The sequence below is a fragment of the Corynebacterium occultum genome, assembly GCF_009734425.1.
GTDB classification, from domain to species: domain Bacteria; phylum Actinomycetota; class Actinomycetes; order Mycobacteriales; family Mycobacteriaceae; genus Corynebacterium; species Corynebacterium occultum.
Map to the genome: position 1 here is coordinate 2004746 of NZ_CP046455.1, position 20987 is coordinate 2025732.

Annotated in this window: 17 protein-coding genes; all 17 read right to left on the minus strand. The window is 64.8% G+C overall.

The features are described 5' to 3' along the window. Positions 1–416: 416 nt before the first annotated feature. The 17 genes from COCCU_RS09295 to rsmH all read right to left on the minus strand — a co-directional run bounded on the left by COCCU_RS09295 (position 417) and on the right by rsmH (position 20930). Positions 417–1616 carry a DivIVA domain-containing protein gene (locus COCCU_RS09295; protein WP_156231240.1) on the minus strand — a complete coding sequence of 400 codons (1200 nt, stop codon included), beginning with the start codon at positions 1614–1616 and terminating at the stop codon, positions 417–419. A 393-nt stretch (positions 1617–2009) separates the two neighbouring features. After that, entirely contained in the window at positions 2010–2303 is a 294-nt protein-coding gene (locus COCCU_RS09300; protein WP_156231241.1) for a YggT family protein, read from the minus strand. 223 nt (positions 2304–2526) lie between these two features. After that, entirely contained in the window at positions 2527–2970 is a 444-nt protein-coding gene (locus tag COCCU_RS09305; RefSeq protein WP_156231242.1) for a cell division protein SepF, read from the minus strand. A 65-nt stretch (positions 2971–3035) separates the two neighbouring features. Next, positions 3036–3743, minus strand: coding sequence for a YggS family pyridoxal phosphate-dependent enzyme (locus tag COCCU_RS09310; protein WP_156231243.1), 708 nt, complete (start codon positions 3741–3743; stop codon positions 3036–3038). A 21-nt stretch (positions 3744–3764) separates the two neighbouring features. Beyond that, positions 3765–4487 carry a peptidoglycan editing factor PgeF gene (gene pgeF / locus COCCU_RS09315; RefSeq protein WP_156231244.1) on the minus strand — a complete coding sequence of 241 codons (723 nt, stop codon included), beginning with the start codon at positions 4485–4487 and terminating at the stop codon, positions 3765–3767. Between the two features lie 11 nt (positions 4488–4498). After that, complete coding sequence (gene ftsZ / locus COCCU_RS09320) at positions 4499–5869, minus strand: cell division protein FtsZ (RefSeq protein WP_156231245.1); 1371 nt, start codon at positions 5867–5869, stop codon at positions 4499–4501. Between the two features lie 307 nt (positions 5870–6176). Continuing rightward, positions 6177–6836: a cell division protein FtsQ/DivIB gene (locus COCCU_RS09325; RefSeq protein WP_156231246.1), complete on the minus strand. Its 660-nt coding sequence runs from the start codon at positions 6834–6836 to the stop codon at positions 6177–6179. A 3-nt stretch (positions 6837–6839) separates the two neighbouring features. After that, positions 6840–8222 carry a UDP-N-acetylmuramate--L-alanine ligase gene (gene murC / locus COCCU_RS09330; protein WP_231598936.1) on the minus strand — a complete coding sequence of 461 codons (1383 nt, stop codon included), beginning with the start codon at positions 8220–8222 and terminating at the stop codon, positions 6840–6842. Between the two features lie 148 nt (positions 8223–8370). Continuing rightward, on the minus strand, positions 8371–9456 hold the full coding sequence (gene murG, locus COCCU_RS09335) for an undecaprenyldiphospho-muramoylpentapeptide beta-N-acetylglucosaminyltransferase (protein ID WP_156231248.1): 1086 nt from the start codon (positions 9454–9456) through the stop codon (positions 8371–8373). A gap of 5 nt (positions 9457–9461) precedes the next feature. Continuing rightward, complete coding sequence (locus COCCU_RS09340; RefSeq protein WP_156231249.1) at positions 9462–11042, minus strand: FtsW/RodA/SpoVE family cell cycle protein; 1581 nt, start codon at positions 11040–11042, stop codon at positions 9462–9464. 14 nt (positions 11043–11056) lie between these two features. Further along, positions 11057–12499, minus strand: a complete 1443-nt coding sequence (gene murD / locus COCCU_RS09345; RefSeq protein WP_156231250.1) for a UDP-N-acetylmuramoyl-L-alanine--D-glutamate ligase — start codon at positions 12497–12499, stop codon at positions 11057–11059. 192 nt (positions 12500–12691) lie between these two features. After that, a complete protein-coding gene (mraY, locus tag COCCU_RS09350) occupies positions 12692–13801 on the minus strand; it encodes a phospho-N-acetylmuramoyl-pentapeptide-transferase (protein ID WP_156231251.1) in 1110 nt (369 codons plus the stop codon). 53 nt (positions 13802–13854) lie between these two features. Next, positions 13855–15345: a UDP-N-acetylmuramoyl-tripeptide--D-alanyl-D-alanine ligase gene (locus COCCU_RS09355; protein WP_156231252.1), complete on the minus strand. Its 1491-nt coding sequence runs from the start codon at positions 15343–15345 to the stop codon at positions 13855–13857. Next, complete coding sequence (locus COCCU_RS09360) at positions 15342–16889, minus strand: UDP-N-acetylmuramoyl-L-alanyl-D-glutamate--2,6-diaminopimelate ligase (protein WP_156231253.1); 1548 nt, start codon at positions 16887–16889, stop codon at positions 15342–15344. The genes COCCU_RS09355 and COCCU_RS09360 overlap by 4 nt, the downstream gene beginning before the upstream one ends. 101 nt (positions 16890–16990) lie before the next feature. Further along, complete coding sequence (locus COCCU_RS09365) at positions 16991–18841, minus strand: peptidoglycan D,D-transpeptidase FtsI family protein (RefSeq protein WP_156231254.1); 1851 nt, start codon at positions 18839–18841, stop codon at positions 16991–16993. A gap of 188 nt (positions 18842–19029) precedes the next feature. Further along, positions 19030–19911 (minus strand): hypothetical protein, encoded by an 882-nt coding sequence (locus COCCU_RS09370; RefSeq protein WP_156231255.1) that lies wholly within the window; start codon positions 19909–19911, stop codon positions 19030–19032. Next, positions 19908–20930, minus strand: a complete 1023-nt coding sequence (rsmH, locus tag COCCU_RS09375) for a 16S rRNA (cytosine(1402)-N(4))-methyltransferase RsmH (protein ID WP_156231256.1) — start codon at positions 20928–20930, stop codon at positions 19908–19910. Before rsmH ends, COCCU_RS09370 begins: the two co-directional genes overlap by 4 nt. Positions 20931–20987: the final 57 nt, after the last annotated feature.

Sequence of the window (20987 nt, forward strand, 5' to 3'; positions counted from 1 at the left end):
TCAGTGCAGGGACGCCGCCTGAAACCAGACTGCGCGGTACCACCCCGCTTGAGCACCGGCGCCTGATGCGCCGGCACTCCACTTCCTTGTGTGTTGAAGGTATGTCACGGTCCCACCCGTCCGGTTCTACTGTGCCAGCCAAGGTGGCCTGGCAGTTCTTCCGGATGCTCCCCGGTGATGGCCGGTTCATCGCGTTGACGTCCTCCCCCTCAACAGGAGAGGCGTTATAGCTGACAAGTGTAGCGCACCATATCCCCGCTGGCTGAATCACTGATCCCCACCTCCGGCCAGTCGGAGTGGCCACCCTGAGGGGCTCCCCGGGGGAAGAAAAAACTCCCCCGCCACCCCCCCCCTTGTAGGGGGGATGTGCGAGGGAGTGCGGTGCGGATCAACCACACAGCTGCGAGGGGCTGTATCTAGCCCTGCTTCTCCGGCTCACCCTGCGGTGCGGAGGAACCACGGCTGTCGAGCTCGTCGAGCTGGCTCTGCAGCAGGGTCTTCAGGCGGGTACGGTACTCACGCTCGAAGACACGCAGCTCGGAGATGCGGGTCTCCAGTGCGGTCTGCTGACGCTTGACCGTGGACATGATCTCGTTGTGCTTGCGCTCCGCATCGGCCTGCAGTGCAGCGGCCTTCTCCTCGGCCTGACGGATCTGTGCCTCAGCGCGGGCGTTGGCCTCATCGACGGTGGTGCTGGCCTGTGCATTGGCCGAGTCGATGGTGTTCTTCGCCTGCGTGTTAGCGGAGTCGATGGTGTTCTTGGCCTGGCTCTCAGCGTCGCTGAGCTGCTTCTGGGACTGGGCCTCAGCCTCAGAAACCATGGTCTTGGCCTTGGTGTCGGCTTCGCTCAGCTGAGTGGCAACCCTGCGGTTGGCTTCATCGACGGTGTTCTTGGCCTGGGTCTCAGCCTCATTGAGCTGCTTCTCGGCGGCGGAACGTGCCTCATCCAGCATGGAGCGGGACTCAGCCTGCGCCTCGGTGGTGAGACGATCAGCCATTTCCTGGGCCAGGCCCAGAACCTTGGCGGCCTGCATATGGGTGTCAGCGGTGGCGGTACCGGAAGGTGCGGCAGCGCTGACGGCAGCGGAAGGACGGGAAGCGGCGGAAGCCTTGGCGGCAGCGGCCTCCTTGCGGGCGGACTCAACCTCGGAGCGTGCCTTGGCCAGTTCAGCCTTAGCTTCTTCAGCTTCCTTGCGGGCCTTATCCAGGGCTGCGGTGTCCACACCGGACTTGGAGCTGTCCTGGGTGTTCTGCTTGCGGGCGTTCTCTGCCTCGTTGCGGAGCTTGTCCAGCTCAGCCTGGTTGGCCTTACGCACCTCGGTCAGCTTCGCTTCGTACTCAGCGCGAACCTTGGCCTCGGCATCCTTGCGGATCGCTGCTTCATCAACGGAAGAACCCGAGCCAGAAGAAACCGAGCCACCAGTGGCACCACTCTTCTGGGCCTTCTCCAGCTCCTCGGAGCGCTGGCGCAGTTCGTCGTTCTCCTCCTGAAACTGAGCCAGTGTGTCCTCGACGAGATCGAGGAACTGATCAACCTCGTCTTCGTTGTAGCCGCGCTTGCCTATCGGCGGCTTACTGAAAGCGACATTGTGCACGTCTGCTGGTGTCAGCGGCATTAGCGTTCCCTTCGAGTTCTATCTGTCCCATTGACAAGATGCAGGGCGTTCCCACACTTGAATTCCACATCATATTACGTTGTTTATGTTCTGAGTGTACTCGGCAACACCCTTTCCTGTGTCCGACTCGCAGGCCGGTTCACCAGGTAGGGGTAACCCCTCAAAAACCATCAGACTACTTCATCTTCCTTCACTCCACTCCCTTCAGCCACTTCAGCACGGGTTTTGCCCGGAAACTCCCCCACCCCAGAGCCTGTCACTACTCATGTTCCGGGGATTCGCCTCCCCGGCATCACCCTGGGCGGGTCCTCCCTGACTCCCCTCGCTGAAGAGGACCAGCCTGAAACGCAGAAATCCGCCGAAGCCACGGAAAGGCTTCGGCGGAGCATCTCATCAGATGAGGAAAACCACCTGCACCACGATCTGCAGGAGCATCATGATGAAGAAGAGCACGATCACTGAGATGTCCAGGGCCACCCCACCCATCCGCACCGGGGGGATTATTCTCCGGAGCGCCTTCACAGGCGGATCAGTGACCAGGAAGATCGGTTCCGCGACATAGCTGAACCACCGGGGCGGCTGGAAGTTGCGGGAGAAGGAGTGGATCATCTCGATCACGAGCCGCGCGATGAGCAGCAGCACAAAGATCCGGATGATCACGTAGAGAATGGTTCCGATGAGCGTCACGGTTCCGAGCCTAACCTACGGAACCCTTCTGGTGCGAAAGTGCCGCAGTACACATCCCGGAAAACTTTCTTCGCCCCCCCACCCACCGCCCTGAACAACCCCCCAGCCCGCCCAGATACTGATAGCCCAAGACGAAGTGCACCCCGCCACATCATGGGCGAGGTGCGGTCTTAAGGCGGTGTCTGCCCGATACTCCGCCGTGCGAGGACCTCCCCGGCGGGGTCTAGCGCAGGCGCGCGGCGCGCTCCAGCTCACGCTCCGTGACATCAGCGTTCTCCGGGATGATGGCGAACACCTTCGGGCCGACCTTCTTCATGTCGCCGCGGACGGCGAAGCAGAGACCGGCGGCGAAGTCCACCAGGCGGGTGGCCTCGGACTTGTCCATGTTGTTGACATCGAAGACCACGACGTCACCATCCCGGAAGGGCTCACCGATACGGGCGGCTTCCTTGTAGGAGCGCAGCTCCACGGGGACGATGGTGGCAGCGTAGCTGGCCGGCTCCGGGGTCGGTGCCGGCTGATAGTCCTCATAATCGTGGCGGGGTGCGTATGCCGCAGAGCCCTGAGTCTCCCCGTAGCGGGAGCCCTCGGCGTAGTAGGCGTCGTCCTGCTCCATGTCGATCGGAGTAAGACCGAAGAATTCCTTGGCGCTCTTCATGATTGACATCGCGGTGTCCCCTTAGAAAATTGTGAGATTGTGCAGCTGACGGCAGTTTCCGGGCGGATTGCAGTCTACCGTACTGGCCTATTTCCGAATATAGCCGTTCCGACACGCACGACATCAGAGCCGGCGCAAATCGCCTCCTCCAGATCCCCTGACATACCGGCGGAAAGCTTGAGTCCGGATCCCAGTCCGTCCCGGATTCCGGCGGCCCAGGCGAACACCTCGGCGGCATCAGAGCCCAGCGGCGGCACACACATCACCCCGGCTAATTCCAGATGCTCCGCCTCCTGCAGGGCGGCAGCCAGCTTATCGACGTCCGCGGCCACCGCCCCACCCCGGGAGGTGTCACCGTCGGCGCTGAGCTGGATGAAACAGGGCAGGACCGCGGTGCTGCGGTCACCACGCTCCAGGGCCAGGGACATCCCCCGCTCCAGCCCGCTGATCAACCTCTCATTGTCAATGCTGTGCACCGCGGCAGCCCAGCGGGCCACCGAGTTCGCCTTCTTCGACTGGATCTGGCCGATCATGTGGATCTGGGCGCCCGGCACGGCCTCCGCCTTGGTTCGGGCCTCCTGTTCGCGGTTCTCCGCGACCATGGGGACCCCGAGGTCCACCAGCCGCTGCAGGTCCTCCGCCGGATGGAACTTGCTCACCGGCAGCAGCTGCACCTCCTCACCCTCACGCCCGGCCTTGAGGAGGGCGGCGTCGATACGCCGCCGCACCGCGGCGATGTTCTCGGACAGCTCGATGCTGCGGGTATCTAGCTCAGTATTCAACTAACTTCCTTCTTGAGAGTTCTAGGGCAGCCACACCAGGCCGGCCTGACGACCAGTCTTTCCTTCCCGGCGGTAGGAGAAGAAATCCTCATCCGCAATGGTGCACCGCGGATCGGAGTCGATGGCGGTGACACCCAGGCTCAGCAGCTGCCGGATCAGCCCGGCACGGACGTCGATCCCCCAGGTCCCCTGGGAGGTGCGGGTCCGGGATCCGGGGAGGCGTGATTCCACATCATCGGCCATCGCCTTGGGTACCTCATAATTCTTACCCGAGGCGGCGGCCCCCATCAGCACGTGGATCCGGGCCGCTTCGGCGCCGAGTTCCACCATCTGCGCCACGGTGCGTTCCACGATGCCGTTGCGTGCCCCCATCCGCCCGGCGTGGACTGCGGCGACGACCCCGTTGTGGTGGTCGGAGAGCAGGACCGGGACACAGTCCGCGACCAGTACCGCCAGCGCCAGTCTCCGGCTGGTGGTGACCAGTGCGTCGGTGGCCGGGACCGGGTTCTCCCGGGGCGCGTCCACCACAGTGACCGTGTTGGAGTGGACCTGTTCCATCCACACCAGGTTGCGTTCGGGTAGCCCGATGGATTCGGCCAGGCGTGCCCGGTTCGTGGCCACCGCGGCCGGATCATCACCGACGTGATCTCCCAGGTTGAAGGAGCGGTAGGGGGAAAGGGAAACCCCGCCCGCTCGGGTGGTGAACACCTTACGGACGGGGCGGTTAACCTCATTCAATGCCATGAGCTGGCATTTTAGCGCATGAAGCTCGGCACGTCGAGATCATCGTCGCCATCATCACGACGATCATCGCGGCGGTCATCGCGGCGGTCATCACGACGGTCCTGGTAACGGTCGTCGCGGGGTTCGTCCCGACGCTCATCCCGGCGGGAGTCGCGGTAGCGATCCTCACTGGAGGTGAAGAGTCCACCGCTGGCCGGCCGGTCCTCGTAGCGGTGACGGGCGCTGGCGGCACGCTCACCGTAGGGGCCGCGTTCTTCACGGGTCTCGGCCTGGCCGCGCTCCCCGAACATGGAGTCGCGGTTGCCACTCTGCTCCGGGTTGATGGCATTGTTCACCGGGGCCGGGGTGACCGGCTCAGCTGCCCGGGCCTGGGTGGCCGGGTTAGCCTGCTGCGAAGCCTGCTGGGAGGGGGTGTCATTGTTGACGTTGGAGGAGTCTGCACCGTCGAAGCCGGTGGCGATGATGGTCACGCGGACCTCATCTCCGAGGTTGTCGTCGATGATGGTGCCGAAGATGATGTTGGCATCCGGGTCGGCCTTCTCCTCCACCATGGAGGAGGCCTGGTAGACCTCGTGCAGGCCGAGGTCGGAACCACCGGCGACGGAGAGCAGAACACCCTTGGCGCCTTCCATGGTGGATTCCAGCAGCGGGGAGTTGATGGCCTGCTGGGCGGCGCTCATGACGCGGTCATCGCCCCGTGCGGAACCGACACCCATCAGGGCGGAGCCGGCATCCGACATGACGGAACGAACATCCGCGAAGTCCACGTTGATCATGCCCGGGGTGGTGATCAACATGGTGATGCCCTGGACACCGTTGTGCAGCACCTCATCGGCGGCGCGGAACGCCTCCATCATGGAGAGGTTGGAGTCACCGAGCTCCAGCAGGCGGTCATTCGGGATGACGATGAGGGTGTCACAGACCTCGCGCAGCGCCTCGATACCCTCGAATGCCTGGCGGGTGCGGCGTTTGCCCTCGAACTTGAAGGGGCGGGTGACGACACCAACGGTCAGGGCACCCATCTTCTTGGCGATATTGGCCACCACCGGAGCGGCACCGGTACCGGTGCCACCACCCTCACCTGCGGTGACGAACACCATGTCCGCCCCCTTGAGGGTTTCCTCGATCTCGTTCTTGTGGTCCTCAGCAGAGGTCCGGCCCACATCGGGGTTGGCACCGGCACCGAGACCACGGGTGGCCTCACGACCGATGTCGAGCTTGACATCGGCATCGGAGAACATCAGGGCCTGGGAGTCGGTGTTCACGGCGATGAACTCAACACCCTTGAGGCCCTCCTCGATCATGCGGTTGACGGCGTTGACGCCACCGCCACCAACGCCGACGACCTTGATAACGGCGAGGAAGTTGTTCGGAGAGGTCATAAGGTTATGTCTCGCCTTTCAAAGAGAGTGTGCTGTGCGAAGCTTCAGTTTTTTCCGGACCAGCGGGAAACCCGCTGCCAGTGCGCGTGTTCTATATAATCTTCCAAAACCTGCGCGAGTTGTCGGACATTTGCGACGGCGTGTCGATCTCTCAACCTTAACTTTAGGGTTGTGACGTGCACAGACACCGACCCCGCCGCGGCCCCGGGACAGACCCGAAACCGTTTCTTGTCCACCCTAGCCGACTCCGGGGGCCAAGGACCCCAGACCCGGCTTCGGGGCTCCCCCGATGCGCACCATCTTCGCTCTAACGGACGGTGACCATGGTGGGGTTGGAGATGTTCCAATGCTGGCCCTCCCGGCTGAGCACCGTCTCCATCGCCAAGGCCTTGTCATGGTTGTCGCGGTTCGCGCCCCAGTAGACGCTGCGGCCATCATGGAGATGGAAGGTGATCTCCAGTGCGGAGGGCACCTCCACCCGGGCCACCTGCTCCCGGACCGCCGGGTCCACCGCGGCCACCACCTCAGCCACCTCAACCAGTTCCGCGGTGTCGTCATTGGCGTCACCGGTGACCTCGACCGTCTCCGCGGGGGGCTCGCCGATGAGGAAGGGAACCCCGGATTCATCGATCAGTTTGATGCCCTCAGCGGTGTCGGTGAAGAGCACCGCATTGCGTTCGGTGACGTCGATGCTGATGGTGGCCGGCCAGTTACGCCGCACGCTGACAGCCTTGACCCAGGGGGAATCCGCCACTGCCGAAGCTGCGGCGGCAACATTGACCCGCAGCATATTCTCCTCCGTGGCGATCCCGGAGACCTCCCGGACCTCCTCCTCCGGAAGGTGCCGGGTGCCACTGACCTCGATGTTCTCGACCTTCAGGATGGGTACTGCCCAGACCATGCCGAAGACCGCCGCCACCAGGACCGCGAGGCTGAGCAACGCCAGGCTGAGCTTCTTCCAGGACATGCGTTACTTCGCCAGTTCCTCGAGGATCTCCGCGGCCTGGAGGGTGACGGTGCCAGCTCCCATGGTCAGCACCAGATCACCCGGCTGGGCGATCTCCCGGACCACCCCCGCCAGGGCGGAGAAGTCAGGCTCATAGCGCACCTCGGCAGCGGTGATCTTCTCGGTGATGATCCGGGAGGTGACACCTTCCACCGGCTCCTCCCGGGCACCGTAGATCTCCAGCAGGATGACGGCATCCGCACCCGAGAGCTCGGCGGCGAACTCATTGGCGAACTCGATGGTGCGGGAGTACAGGTGCGGCTGGAAAACCACCACCACCCGGCCCTGTCCCTCAGCCTCCACCCGCTGGCGGGCAGCCGAGATAACCGCGGCCACCTCAGTCGGGTGGTGGGCGTAGTCGTCATAGACCTGCACGCCGGCGAACTCTCCCCCGGCGATGGTGCCGCGGTACTCGAAACGGCGGCGCACCCCCGAGAAGTCACTGAGGCCGGCAACCAGAAGATCCAGGTCTCCCCCGGCGAGATGTCCGGCCAGCAGAGCGGCGGCACCATTGAGCACCATGTGGGTGCCCGGGGTCTGCAGCACCGGGTGGAACTCCCGGCCGTCGATAAGTACGGTGGCCCGGGAACCTGCCGCGGTCACCTCGATGGCGCGCACCTCTGCCCCGCAGGGGATGTCGGGGTGCTTCGTCGCGGCTGCGGAGGTGCCGTAGCCCCGCACCTGCACCCCGCGCTGCAGCGCTCGTTCCCCGAGCTTCGCGGCGGCCTCATCATCCAGGCAGACGACCAGGTAGCCGGAGTCGCTGATCCGGTCCGCGAAGTCCTCGAACACCTGGAAATAACTCTGGGCATCACCGAAGAAGTCCAGGTGATCAGGTTCGACATTGGTGACCACCGCAATATCAGGGTTATAGCGCAGCAGGGAGGCATCGGACTCATCTGCCTCAGCGACGAAAGCCTCCCCGGTGCCCTGGTGCGCATTGGTACCGGAACGGTTGAGTTGGCCGCCGATGGAGAAGCTGGGATCCATCCCCGCGGACTGCATCGCCGCCACCGCCATGGAGGTGGTGGAGGTCTTGCCGTGGGTCCCGGCGAAAAGCACCTGGGTGTAGCCGCTCATCAGTTCCGCCAGCAGATCGGAACGACGGATCACCGGGATCCCCTGTCCCCTGGCCTCAACCAGTTCGGGGTTATCGGTGGGGATGGCGGCGAAGGAGGTGACCACCACGGTGGGCAGCTCTCCGGAGATGCGGAGGTTCCCGGCGGCATGACCGACGGCGATCTCCGCCCCCATGGCACGCAACGCCATCACCGGGCGGGAGTCCTTGACATCAGAACCGGAGACGGTGGCACCCCGGGCCAGCAGGATACGGGCGACACCCGACATACCCGCGCCGCCGATGCCGATGAGGTGGACGCGGGACAGATCAACGGCGGTGCTCACGATGGATTTTCTCCTGGATAGGTGGGTTTCGGAAAGATTGTTCAGCAAGGGTGGGGGTCAGCGAGCCGCCGAACCCCCTAGGGAGGGGGAGCTAGCGTCGGAGATCTCCCACGACACGATCCGCCAACAGGGCCGACACCTGGCCGGCCTCGCTTTCTGCGGCGGCGGCGACCATGGCGTTGTAGACCTCAGGCACATCGAGAATATCCTTGATCTGCTGGATCATCTCCGCCGAGTTGAAGTCCTGGTCGGCGATCAGGCGGGCCGCCCCCGATTCGACCACCGCGGTGGCGTTCAGGGCCTGCTCGCCATTACCGTGCGGCAGCGGCACATAGATCGCGGGCACCCCGGCTGCGGTGATCTCGGCGACGCTCATCGCCCCGGAACGGGCGATGATCAGGTCCGCCACCCCATAAGCGGCAGCCATGTCCCCGATATAGGGCACCGCCACATAGCCGGGCAGCTCAGCGGCAGACTGCGGGGACTCATTCTTCGGACCATAGGCGTGAAGCACCTGGAAACCAGACTCAGAGAGCTCCTTCACCGCCCCCTCGGTCGCCCGGTTCAGGGACTGGGCGCCCTGGGAACCCCCGGTGATCAGGATGGTGCTGTGTGCTGCGTCCAGGTTCCAGATCTTCCGCCCCCGCTGGGCGGCCTCACCATCACGGTCCCCGCTGATCCCGGAACGGATCGGGATGCCCACCACCTCGCCGGGCATACCGGAGTTGGCCACCGCATTGAAGCCGGTGCCACCGAGCCGGACGCCCAGCTTATTGGCCAGGCCGGCCTTGGCGTTGGCCTCATGGACATAGATGGGCAGCTTGAGTGCGCGGGCGGCCAGGTAGGCCGGTGCAGAGACATAACCACCGAATCCGATCAGGGCATCAGCCTTGACATCTCGGAGAATCTCCTTGGCCTGATTAACCGACTTCCGCAGGTTCAGGGGTAGCTTCAGCAACTCCACGCTGGGTTTGCGGGGAACCGGGACCGGGTCGATCAACCGCAGATCGAAACCGCGGGCCGGGACCAGATCCACCTCCAGTCCCCGTTTGGTACCCAATGCAGTGACCCGGGCGCCATGACGCTGCTGCAGCGCCTCCGCGACCGCCAGTGCCGGTTCAATATGACCGGCGGTGCCACCACCGGCGACCACGATTGAGTAAGGGTGTTCCACCACGATCCTCAGTCTCTCCTTCCGCGCTGCCCACGGTAGCGCTCATCATCGGGGCCAGGTCGACGCTGCTGCACCGGTGGGGCCTGGCGGTTTGGCCGGGCTGCCCGGGGCGGCGGGTTCTGCCGGGCCCTGGGTTCCGTCCGGATCCGTTCCGCCGGAGCGGAATTCCTCGACTTGACGCTACCACCCACCGGGGGCTGCGGGCGTCTGGTGACCGGGGCTCCGAAACGTGCCGGACGCTCCGCCGGACGGGGGGCCTCCCGCTTGGCATCATGGGTGCGGGGTTCCCCCAAAAAGAGCAGCCGGTCGAAGAGGGGCCGACCATAGGACTGCATCGCCGAAACCGCCTCCGGCTCATGGCGGGCACAGCTGGCCAACAGTCCCATCGAACCGAGGGTGATGATCGCGGAAGTACCACCTGCCGAAATCATCGGCAGCTGGATACCGGTCACCGGCAGCATTCCCACCACATAACCGATGTTGATGAAGGCCTGGGTGACCACACCGGCGGTCAGGGTGGCCGCCATCAGGGACTGGAACTGATCCTGGGCCTTGAGCGCGGTCTGGATACCGAAGTAACCCAGGGCGCCGAAGAGCATGATGACCAGGGCACCGCCCCAGAGTCCGAGTTCCTCGCCGATGATGGCGAAGATGAAGTCATTCTTGGCCTCCGGGAGGTAGAACCACTTGGCCCGGGACTGACCCGGCCCCACTCCCAGCAGGGAACCGTCCGCCAGGGAGAGGAAGCCCTGGTAGGACTGGAAAGCCTGGCCCTGGGTGTCCTCGAAATTTCCGAACAAGGAGTTGAAGAAGACCTCGAAGCGGGCGGAACGGAAACCGCCGCCCATCAGCACCGCGCTCATGGCCAGGGCACCGGCGATCAGGGTACCGATCACCCACTGCATCCGCACCCCGGCGAAGATCAGCAGCATCACCACGGTGATGGCGAAGGTCACGGCCATACCGAGGTCTCCCTGCAGGAAGATCAACAGCCCGAAGAGTCCGGCCACCCCGGAGAAGATGAGGAAGGGGTTGCGCCAACCGCCACCCCGGTGGGTGTGGTCAGCCAGGTAGGCGGCACCCCAGATGGCGATGGTCACCTTCGCGATCTCCGAAGGCTGCAGCTGAATCGGGCCCAGCATCAACCAGGACTGGGAGCCCACTTCCTCACGGCCGGTACCGATACCGGGGATGAGCACCGCCACCAGCATCAGCAGGGTGATCAGCATCAACCAGGGAGAGACCCGCCGGATCAGCCCGGGACGCAGCTTCAGGGAGAACCAGAAGGCCACGAAGCCCAGAAAAACCATGACCGCCTGGCGGGAGGCGGTCCCCCAGGCGGTGCTGCCCTCGGCGATGGACCAGGTCATGGAGGATGAGAAGACCATGATCAGCCCGATGGCGGCCAAGGCGAAGACCACCAGGCGGATCATCAGGTAATCCAGATTGGGGTGGCTGTTACGGCTGCGGGTCAGCGACCTGATGATGCCCCCGAAGCGTTCCAGCAGGCCGGGGCGGCGAACCGGGGCCGGAACCGGGTTGGGTTCCGCACGGCCGGTCTGCGGTGGTTGTGGTGTCCTGGTGCTCATATCCTCTCCCCTACCTATTCGCTCTGCCCGGTGGGAACGGTTTCCGTCATGATCTCATGGGCGGCGGCACTGAAGAGGTCGCCGCGCTGAGCCATGCCACTGAACATGTCCAGGGACGCTGCCGCCGGCGCCAGCACCACGGTGTCTCCCGGTTGGGCGAGTTCCACAGCCCATCCCACCACCTCGTGGATGGCGATCCCGGCATCCTGCTCCCGGCTGCACCGCACCTCCACCTCAGGAGCCAGCCGGGCAAGTGCCTCCTCGATCAGAGGGGCATCGACACCCAGCAGCAGGGCGGCGCGCAGACGGTGGGCGTGGGTACGGATCAGATCATCGATCTCCGCCCCCTTGAGCTGACCCCCGGCCACCCAGATCACCGAATCCAGTCCCGCCAGGGCACTGTCCGCGGCATGCGGGTTCGTGGCCTTGGAATTGTCGATGAAGCGCACCCCACGTGCCTGGTGCACCACCTGGCCACGGTGGCCGGCGACCCGGAAGCTCTTCAGTGCCGCCGCGATCTGCGCCGGGGTGATCCCCTGGGAACGCGCGATCGCCGCAGCCCCCAACGCATCCAGTACCCCTGCCGGACCGGGCGGCTCGATGCCCTCGACCGGGGCCAGCCGGAGGTTCTCCCCGGTGCTGTTGTCGATCAGCTGGCCGTCGCGGACCCCGAACTGCCCGGGGGCGGGTTCAGCGAGAGTGAAACCGATGGGGTGTTTCCTGGAATCAACGGGGATCACCTCGGCGGCGATCTCCACCACGCGGGGATCATCTGCCCCGATCACCGCCACCTCCCCCTGGAGCACCTTGGCCTTGGCCCGGGCGTACTCCAGAAAATCACCGTGCCAGTCAAGGTGGTCCTCGGCCAGGTTGAGCAGCAGCCCGGCATCCGGGATCAGTTGGCTGGACCAGTGCAACTGGAAGCTGGAGAGCTCAGCCACCAGGATTTCCACCCGCTCCGGATCGATCAGGGCATCCGCCACCGCAACCCCGATATTGCCGACCGCCAGGGCCCGCCGGGAACCCTGTGACATCATGGCCTCCAGCATGGCGGTGGTGGTGGTTTTGCCGTTGGTGCCGGTGACCACCAGCCAGGTGCGTGGGTCACCGAAGACCCCCGCCCGGTCAAGGCGGTAGGCCAGCTCCACGTCACCGATGACCTCCAGGCCGGCGGCCGCGGCGTCGAGAAGCAACGGGGAGTCTGGACGCCACCCCGGTGAGGTGACAACCAGGGAGTACTCCCCCAGATTCTCCCGGGCTGTGGCCACACTGATGGCCCCGGCCCGCCCCTGGGTGGTGGAGCTCATCTTCGCCAGGGAGTCGGCATTGTCATCGGCGACATCAAGGTCCACGCCGAGGTCGGCCAACAGGACGGCGCAGCCGGTTCCGGAGACTCCCGCCCCGGCAACCAGGACCCGGGCGTTGAGTTCCGGCGGCAGAATCGGATGGGGGCTCATATCTTGGAGTTCCTTCTCGGTATTGAGTGTTCATGGAAAGTCGCTGGTGGAGAGTCTAGGTAAAAACAGGCCCGCTTCACGACACCCCCCTTGCCCTCCGGCGTTGCCCATTTCCCGGCAGGACCGGGAAAGGACGAAGGGGGATGCTCCCCCCCCCACGATGGCGGAGCGCCCCCCGTCATCAGAATGGGTTTAAGGGGTGAACAGCCCTGCCAGGGAGAGCCACTCCCCGTAGAAGATCGCGGAACCCAGCAGGGCTGCCATGGCGGCGATCAGCCAGAAACGCACGACAACTGTGGTTTCCGCCCACCCACCATTTTCAAAGTGGTGGTGGAAGGGCGCCATGCGGAAGACCCGCTTGCCGGTGGACTTGAAGGAGGCGACCTGGATGACCACGGAAGCGGCCTCCATGACGAAGAGCGCACCAATGATGATCATCAGCAGCTCGGTGTGGGTGGTCACCGAGATACCGGCGACCAGACCACCCAGTGCCAGGGAACCGGTGTCACCCATGAAGATCTTGGCCGGGGCGGCATTCCACCACAGGAAGCCGAGCACCGCGCCGAGGCCGGCTGCGGAAAGCACCGCCAGGTCCAGGGGGTCACGCACCGAGTAGCAGCCCGGCTCCACCTCAACGGAGCAGGAGTTACGGAACTGCCAGAAGGCGATCACCGTATAGGTGCCCATCACCATGGCGGTGGCACCGGCAGCCAGACCATCCAGGCCATCGGTCAGGTTGACCGCATTGGACCAGGCGCTGACCAGGATGTACATGAAGATCAGGAAGATGATGATGCCGATGATGCCGCCACCGATGGCCAGATCGATGGTCTCGATGTCACGGATGAAGGAGAGGTGGGTGCTACCCGGGGTCAATCCCTCCTCATCGGGGAACTGCAGGATCAACAGGCCGAAAGCCAGCGCCAGGACCAGCTGGCCGACCAGCTTGGCGGTCTTGTTCAACCCAAGGTTGCGCTCCCGGAAGAGCTTGATGAAGTCATCCGCGAAGCCGAGCAGGCCCATGCCCAGCGTCAGGCCGAGCACCAGCAGGCCGGAAACGGTGAAACCACCGGTCCCGGTGACCTGGCCGTAGATACCGGTGACCACATAGCCGACGACGATGCCGACCAGGATGGCGATACCGCCCATGGTCGGGGTACCACGCTTGCGCAGGTGGGACTTCGGTCCTTCCTCGCGGATCTCCTGGCCCTTACCGGCCAAGCTGAAATAGCGGATCAACACCGGGGTGGTGAAGATCGCGACCAGGAAGCTGACGACTCCCGCGATGATGATCTGGGTCAAGAGGACATCCTTCAATTAGTGATACGGACTGAGGGTGGATCAGGGGTGAGGGTTCAAGCTGGGCCGGTGGCCAGGAGCTCCTCCGCCACCCGCCACAGTCCCTGCGAGTTCGAGGCCTTGACCAGCACGACATCATCCCGGGAAAGCTGGGTCCGCAGGAGGTCGACGGCGTGCCCGGCATCCGACACGATCTCCGTATTTATACCCTGTTCCGCCGCGACAGTGGCCATGGCCCGGCAGGCCGGGGTGGAACCCACTGCAATGAGGTTCTGCACGTGGTACTTGGCCAGCACCCGGCCCAGTTCGCGGTGGGCGCTGACGGAGTCCTCCCCCAGCTCCCCCATCTCCCCGAGAACCGCGAAGCTGCGGGCCTCAGGCCGGGCACTGGTGGTGTAGGCCAGGGCGGCGATACCGGCGCGCATGGAGTCCGGGTTGGCGTTGTAGGCGTCATTGATCACGGTCACCCCATCCGGCCGGGTGTTCACGTCCATGCGGTGCGCCGAGGCATTGGTGTGGCGTTGCAGGGCAGCCGTGATCTCCGGCAGTGCCAGCCCAGAGGCCAGGCCGACAGCGACGGCGGCCAGGGCGTTGGAGACCTGGTGCTCGCCGAAGACCCGCAGTTTCACCGCCACCGGCTCACTGTCCGGGGCGTGCACGGTGAAGGAGGCGCGGGCGATGTCATCGAGGCGGATGGCGGTGGCGTAGATGTCGGCCCCGGGAGCGGGCGGGGTGGTGGCTGAGTAGCGCAACACCCCCGCCGAGGTGCGTGGGGCCATTCCGGCGACCAGGGGGTCATCAGCGTTGAGGACGGCCACCCCACCCTCGGCGGCGCTGGGCAGGGCCTCCACCAGTTCGCCCTTGGCCTGGGCGATGTTCTCCCGGGAACCGAACTCCCCCAGGTGGGCAGTGCCCACGTTGAGCACCACACCGATCCGGGGTGGGGCGATCTTGGCCAGATGGGCGATATGCCCGATGCCGCGGGCGGAAAGTTCGGACACCAGGTTGCGGGTGCTGTTTTCACAGCGCAGCACGGTATAGGGGTGGCCGATCTCATTGTTGAAGGAACCTGGCGGGGCGACGGTCGGGCCCTGCTGCTCGAGGACGGTGGCAATGAAGTCCTTGGTGGAGGTTTTTCCGGCGGAACCGGTGATGCCGACGATGTTGAGGTTGCCTTCCTTCACCAGCCGGGTGCTCACCGCCTGCGCCAGCGCTGCCAGGGCCTGCAGTACCGCCGCGGCGGAACCGTCCTCATCGTGGGTGAATACCTCGGCATTGCCGCTGGGCTTCCCGGTGGGCTTGACGACGACCGCGGGAACCCCCACCGGTCGGGCGGCAAGAACCGCCACCGCACCATCGGCGATCGCCTTTTCGGCGAAGTCATGCCCGTCGACGCGGGCTCCGGCCAGCGCGATGAAGAGCCCGCCGGAGCGGACCTTGCGGGAATCGAACTCCACGCTCCCGTGGACCTGAACCTCAGGGTTCGGGACATCGTGGAGTTCGCCGCCGACGATCTCGGCGATCTTGGCCAGTGTCATGGGGATCATGCCTGCTCCTTTGTGTCTGAGGTGTTCCGGTCTCCGAGGATCTCGCCGAGTGCGCGGCGGACCTCCTCACGGTCATCGAAGTGGTGGTTCACACCCTTGATCAGCTGACCAACCTCATGCCCCTTACCTGCGACGATGACGGCATCCCCGGGGCGGGCCCAGCTGATGAGCTCATCGATGGCCCGGGCCCGGTCAGCAATCTCCCTGATCTCCGGGGGATCAGCCACTTCCCCGGCGGCTTCCTGCGCCCCACTGACCACGGCCGCCCGGATCGGGGCGGGCTCCTCATCCCGGGGGTTGTCATCGGTGATGATGACCAGGTCAGCCCGGCGGGCGGACTCCGCACCCATGATGGGACGCTTGGAGGAGTCACGGTTGCCGCCGGCACCGACCACCACCCCAACCCGTCCCTTCACCTGGCCACGGAGGGTGTCGAGCACAGCCGCCACCGCCGCAGGCTTATGGGCGTAGTCCACGACGGCGATGAAGTCCTGGCCTTCGTCGATACGTTCCATGCGGCCGGGGACCGCAACATTGCGGAGGCCCCGGATGAAGTCCTCGGCATCCACCCCGGCGGCAATCGCGGCCCCCAGGGCGAGGGTGGCGTTGGCGACGTTGAACTCCCCCGGCAGTGGCAGGGAAACCTGGATTTCCTTCCCGCTCGGCAACGTGGCCTGAAAGTTCTGGGCACCGCTCGGCGCGATCTCAGGTGCAGCCGCGGAGATGTCGGCAGGCCGGCCCCGGGTGGCCACCGTCAACGGGGCCACCGCCAGCTGCGCCATCCGCTCACCCCACTGGTCATCGACACAGATCACGGTCCGGTGGGCCGCCACCGGGGAGTCCGCCCGGAAGAACAGCGCCTTGGCCTCGAAGTAGTCCTCCATCGTGGGGTGGAAATCCAGGTGATCCTGGGAGAGGTTGGTGAAGGCGGCAACATCGAAATCAGAACCGCTGACCCGGCCCAGGCTCAGGGCGTGGCTGGAAACCTCCATGACCACGTGACTGACCCCGGCTTCCACCATGCGACGGAAAAGCGCCTGCAGGGTCGGTGCCTCCGGGGTGGTCAGCTTGGTGCGGACCTTCTTCCCGGCGATCCGGGTGCCGGTGGTGCCGATCAACCCGACCTCATGTCCGGCGGCCATCAGACCGGCCTCCATGAGGTAGCTGGTGGTGGTCTTTCCGGAGGTGCCGGTCACCCCGATCAGGATCAGTTCCCGGGAGGGATTGCCGTAGACCTCGGCGCTGACCCGGCCCAAAACCTCGCGGACATCCTCGACGACCAGCACCGGACGGTCCTCTCCGGCTGTCTGCAGAATCTCCAGGCCAGCCGCATCGGTGAGGATGGCGGCTGCACCGGTGGTCATGGCGAAGCTGGCACCGTGGGTTCGGGTGCCTGGTACCGCAGCAAAAATCGCCCCCTGGGGAAGCACCGATGAGTCCAACCCAATCTCGGTGATCTGCACCGCTGTCGGGTCATCACAGTTGAGCAGGCGACTCGAAGCCGCGGGAAGGAGCTCAAAAAGCTCTGCGAGGGTGGTTGCCATGATCTTGCTCCTTGGAATGGATTCTTGAGTTCAGGGACGCAGGTGGTCCGGGGAGGGTAGCTCGGCACTCAGCGTGGGTGACTGAGGCGGTGCATGAGGTCTTATTGTCCCGCCTGAAGGATCAACTGCCCCTCCATGGGCGATGAAGTAGGGATATTGTCGCGGTCCAGCAGCCAGGATGCGATGTTGTGGAAGAGCGGGGCCGCTGTTCCGGTGCGCTCCGGGTCATCCATCATGATGGCCACCACGAAACGGGGATCATCCGCTGGGGCGATGCCGGCGAAGGTGATCCAGTAGTCGCTCATCGAGTATGCCCCGGTCTCCGGATCCACCTGCTGGGCGGTACCGGTCTTGCCGGCGATCTGATACCCCTCGACCGCGGCTTCCTGGCCGGTGCCGGACTGTACTCCGGCGGGATCAGACTGGACCACCGAGCGGAACATGTCCACGGTGGTCTTCGCGATCTCCGGGCTGACCACCTGGACCCGCTCCGGCTCGTTCTGCTCCAGGACCTCTCCCTCGGGAGTGGTGACCTGGTCGATGATGCGCGGTTCAATGCGCTCACCACCATTGGCCAGCGCCTGGTAGATGCTGGCCATCTGCAGGGTGGTCACCGACAGACCCTGCCCGATGGGCAGGTTGGCGAAGGTGCCGCCCGACCACTGTTCCAGGGAGGGCAGGAGGCCGGCGGATTCATTGGGCAGTTCAATACCGGTGGACTGCCCCATGCCGAACTTCTCCAGGTACTCGGCGAACTTTTCTTCCCCGAGACGATCCGCCAGCATCAGCGTGCCCACGTTGGAGGACTTACCGAAGACACCAGTGGTGGTGTAGGGAACCACCCCATGATCCCAGGCGTCCTTGACGTCCACGCCGGCCATGTGGATGCTGCCCGGCACCTGCAGCACCTCATCCGGGGTGGTCAACCCCTCCTCCAGGGCGGCGGCTGCGGTGATGATCTTAGCCACCGAACCAGGTTCGAAGGGGTGGGAGATCGAGGGGTTACCGAATTCCTTGCCCTCCTCCAGCTGCTTCTCCAGGTTGCCGTTGGGGTCGATGGTGTCGGTGTTGGCCATGGCCAGCACCTCACCGGTGGCGACATCGAGCACCACCGCGGAAGCGGACTGCGCCAACACCTCCGCCTTGGTCTGCTCCAGCTGCTGCTGAACATAGGTCTGTAGATCCAGATCCAGGGTCAAGGTGACGTCATTGCCGTCCATGGCGGGCACCTGATCACGCAGGCTGCCCGGGATTACCTGACCGGTCGCGGAGACATCCTCCGTGGAACGGCCGTTGACCCCGGAGAGCAGCGGATCCCCGGAGGCCTCGAAACCGAACTGGCCCTGACCGTCCATCGAGACCTTGCCGATGATGTTCTGGGCGATCGCACCATTGGGGTACTGACGGATGTCCTGGTGGTCGGCGGCCACCCCGTGGAACTCCCGGGCGATATCAGCGGCCACATCCGGATCCACATTGCGCACCAGCACCTCATAGTGGGTGTCGGCGTGCAGCTTCTCCAGGATCTCCTTCTCATCGACCTTGCTGGACTCCGCACCGGAGTCTTTGATCATCCGCGGAATCTCAGTGGACATCCGCTCCATCACGCCCTCGACCTTTTCATCGAGTTCCGCGTCGAGTGCCTCCGAACTCAGTCCGGTGGAGGTGCCCTCAACATCCATCGCGAGTTTCTGTTGCTGGCGCAGTTCGCTGCGCAGCAGGATCGGTGAGACGGTCAGGGAGCGTGCCTGCATGGTGAACGCCAGCTGATTGCCCTCATGGTCGGTGATCTCGCCACGGCGGGCGGGGTCATTGTAGACCCGGGTACGCTGCTGCTCGGCCAGCACGGACAGTTCCGGGCCCCAGACGATCTGCACCCAGGCCAGCCGAACGACCAGGGCACAGACGATCAGGACGACCACGAGGGTGGCCAAGCGCAGTCGCTGGCTCATCTTCGCCTTCTGCACCTGGGTGGGAGCGGGTCGGAAACTTACCCCGGGTTGCGGCCCCGGGTTCTTCTTGCCAAGCGATTCCACCCGGTTCTGACGTCGGCTGTCCGTTCGGGGACGGCCTGGATACGCCGAACCGCGGGACGAGGATTCACCTCGTCCCGCGTGTTGACCGCCACCATTGGGAGGTGTCACTGAGCGGATTCACCTGCCTGTTCTGCTTGGGGGGCAACCCCTGCCGGGGCTTCTGCCTGGGGCGCAGCCGGGGCCGGGGCAGGGGCGGGGATATTGGGCTGATAGGGGGCCACTGCCGGAAGTTCCGCGGCCGGGGCCTGCGGTGCCGGTCGAGCGGACTCCCCCTCCGGGATCGCCGCCAGGTTGTCGCTGAGCTCGTCGGTTTCCTCCGGGTTACTGGATGCCGGACTGGGCCTGACCTGTTCCCCGTTGACGTCGATGATCGGGCGGGTGCTGCCATCTGCGGAACGCTGCTCGATGATTTCACCGTTGCCGGAGACCGTGAGGATGCCCGGCTGATTGGGAATAGCCATCCCCATCTCAGCGGACTTACGGGCAATCTCGGCGGCGGCGCTGGCGTTCTCCAAATCGCGGTTGAGGGTCTCGAGCTGGTTGCCCAGCTGAGCTTCCTGGGAGACCAGCTGCTGCATCCGGAAGGTCTGCTCGGTGGAATGCGCCGAAAGTCCCATGGCGATGGCGATGCCACCGATCAACAGGACGGTGACCACCAGGATCAGACGAGCCAGTTTGGTGGTCTGCTTGGCGTTACCGGTGCGTCGGCCACGGACCGAGACGACCTGTCCGGAACCGAGCTTGCGTTGCAGCGGCTTCTTACGCACCGGGGTGTCGTAGAGATGCTGCGGTTCTTCGCGCTGGGGGCGGAGGGAACGGTTCGGGCTGCTCGTGCGATGGCTCAGATGCGCGTGACGACGCTCCCTTTCGACGCTGCCGCGATCCAGAACGGTGGTTCCGCCCCGGCTGTAGTCGCGGCTGGCACCCCCGGAACGTGGACGACGTTCAGGGGTACTGCGCTCCGTGTCTCGCGCGGTGGTACTCATAGGTTTCCTCCAGCGTCGGCGGCGATCTTCTCAATGGCACGAACTCGCACCGGGGCGGCCCGCGGGTTCTCTTCGATCTCGGCCTCAGTGGCCTTCTCCGCACCCCGGGTGATCACCCGGAAGCGGGGCGCCGTGCCCGGCAGATCCATGGGGAGGCCGGGCGGGGTCTTGGAGGCGGTCAGATCCTGGAACTGCTTCTTGACGATCCGGTCCTCCAGGGACTGGTAGGACATGAATACCGCACGCCCACCCTGGGTCAGTGCCTCCACCACAGTGGGGATGACCGCAGCCAGGGAATCCAGTTCCGCGTTCACCTCAATGCGCAGCGCCTGAAAAGTACGCTTGGCGGGGTGTCCTCCGCTACGCCGGGTGGCGGCCGGGATGGTGGCGTAGAGCAACTCCACCAGACGGGCTGAGGTGGTGAAGGGTTCCTTCTCCCGTTCGCGTAACACCGCTGAAGCGATCTTGCCTGAGAAACGCTCATCGCCGTAAGCCTTGAGAATATGTGCCAGTTCCCCATGGGAGTAGGTGTTGAGCACATCTGCGGCGGTAATGCCGTGCGTGGGATCCATGCGCATGTCCAGCGGGGCATCAGCGCGATAGGCGAAACCACGGTTCAGCTGATCCAGCTGCATCGAGGAGACCCCCAGATCGAAGAGGGCACCGGCGATGCCGACCTCGTTGTAGAGGTCGAAGACCTCACCCCGGGAGCTGGCGATGGCGTCGGCAAAACCGTCGAAACGGGTCTGTACCCAAGCGAAGCGTTCACCGAAGGGTGCCAGTCTGTCCCGGGCATCAGCCAAGGCCTGTGGGTCGCGGTCAACCCCGATCACCCGGGCTTCGGGGAAGGTTCGGAGAAAATGCTCGGTATGTCCGCCGGCACCGAGGGTGCCGTCCAGGATCACCGCCTTTTCGCCGAGCTCCCGCACCTTGGGTGCAATCAAATCGGCCATCCGGTCTCTGAGAACCGGGACATGCCCGTGATTTTCCTTGAGGTCGAAACTGCGTGCCTCGGTCATGTGGGCCACCCCCTTCGTTACTTACTGGCCCCGCTTGCTCTCAGCCAGTCACCTGGC

Excerpts from the sequence above, each read along its gene's own strand:
- COCCU_RS09305 (WP_156231242.1), bottom strand. The coding sequence starts at position 2,970 with ATGTCAATCATGAAGAGCGCCAAGGAATTCTTCGGTCTTACTCCGATC.
- rsmH (WP_156231256.1), bottom strand. The coding sequence starts at position 20,930 with ATGACCGAGGCACGCAGTTTCGACCTCAAGGAAAATCACGGGCATGTC.
- COCCU_RS09295 (WP_156231240.1), bottom strand. The coding sequence starts at position 1,616 with ATGCCGCTGACACCAGCAGACGTGCACAATGTCGCTTTCAGTAAGCCG.
- ftsZ (WP_156231245.1), bottom strand. The coding sequence starts at position 5,869 with ATGACCTCTCCGAACAACTTCCTCGCCGTTATCAAGGTCGTCGGCGTT.
- COCCU_RS09340 (WP_156231249.1), bottom strand. The coding sequence starts at position 11,042 with ATGAGCACCAGGACACCACAACCACCGCAGACCGGCCGTGCGGAACCC.
- murC (WP_231598936.1), bottom strand. The coding sequence starts at position 8,222 with ATGTCGGGTGTCGCCCGTATCCTGCTGGCCCGGGGTGCCACCGTCTCC.
- COCCU_RS09360 (WP_156231253.1), bottom strand. The coding sequence starts at position 16,889 with ATGGCAACCACCCTCGCAGAGCTTTTTGAGCTCCTTCCCGCGGCTTCG.
- COCCU_RS09355 (WP_156231252.1), bottom strand. The coding sequence starts at position 15,345 with ATGATCCCCATGACACTGGCCAAGATCGCCGAGATCGTCGGCGGCGAA.
- COCCU_RS09325 (WP_156231246.1), bottom strand. The coding sequence starts at position 6,836 with ATGTCCTGGAAGAAGCTCAGCCTGGCGTTGCTCAGCCTCGCGGTCCTG.
- COCCU_RS09365 (WP_156231254.1), bottom strand. The coding sequence starts at position 18,841 with ATGAGCCAGCGACTGCGCTTGGCCACCCTCGTGGTCGTCCTGATCGTC.
- COCCU_RS09370 (WP_156231255.1), bottom strand. The coding sequence starts at position 19,911 with ATGAGTACCACCGCGCGAGACACGGAGCGCAGTACCCCTGAACGTCGT.
- pgeF (WP_156231244.1), bottom strand. The coding sequence starts at position 4,487 with ATGGCATTGAATGAGGTTAACCGCCCCGTCCGTAAGGTGTTCACCACC.
- murD (WP_156231250.1), bottom strand. The coding sequence starts at position 12,499 with ATGAGCCCCCATCCGATTCTGCCGCCGGAACTCAACGCCCGGGTCCTG.